The organism is Streptomyces sp. ADI95-17 (assembly GCF_003846175.1).
Classification (GTDB): Bacteria; Actinomycetota; Actinomycetes; order Streptomycetales; family Streptomycetaceae; genus Streptomyces; species Streptomyces sanglieri.
This window is the reverse complement of record NZ_ML123055.1, coordinates 90,474-91,107: the sequence shown is the minus strand read 5'-3', so window position 1 is coordinate 91,107 and position 634 is coordinate 90,474. Positions and strand designations below refer to the sequence as shown.

Sequence of the window (634 nt, the reverse complement as noted above, 5' to 3'; positions counted from 1 at the left end):
CCACTCGGTCACCGACCTGTACAAGGCGCTGACCGGCTCCCTGGACAGCGAGTACGGATTGCGACCACTCATCCCGCCACCCAAGTGAACCCCGAACGTCTGACCGGCAGAGATACCCCAACGCCACCCCATCGAGCGACACCAAACCCGACAATAGTGCGCAAAAACTGCACTCTGATTGTTTCTGTGCGGCTGGCAGGGGGTGTTTCAGCTTGGGCATGGAGTGTGGGGTGGCTGGTCTGGTAGGTATACCGAGCGTTCCTGTGCGGTGAGATCGCGACCGACTGCGCGGCATATTTTGCTGATCGCTGTGGTGGGGGTGGGCAGGGCTACGGCCCACATGCGTACGGTCTGGTCTGCGCTGGCGGTGGCCAGGGTGTGCCCGTCCGGGCTGAAGGCCACGGAGAGGACTGTGTCGGTGTGTCCGGAGAGCGTGGCCAGGGTGATGCCCGTGTCGGTGTCCCACAGCCGCACCGTGCGGTCGTCGTTACCGGCGGTGGCGAGGATGCGGCTGTCCGGGCTGAAGGCCACGGAGAACACTGGGGCGGTATGTCCGGGCAGGCTTTTGCGGAGGCTGCCGGTGGCCGGGTCCCACAGCCGAACCGTGCTGTCGATGCTGGCGGTGGCCAGGGTG

At 65.5% G+C, this 634-nt stretch carries 1 protein-coding gene; it reads right to left on the bottom strand.

Annotation, left to right across the window (positions count from 1 at the left end; genetic code table 11):
- Nucleotides 1–207: 207 nt before the first annotated feature.
- The coding region (locus EES42_RS41840) for a WD40 repeat domain-containing protein (protein ID WP_164495541.1) at nucleotides 208–634 on the bottom strand (427 nt) is incomplete at its 5' end.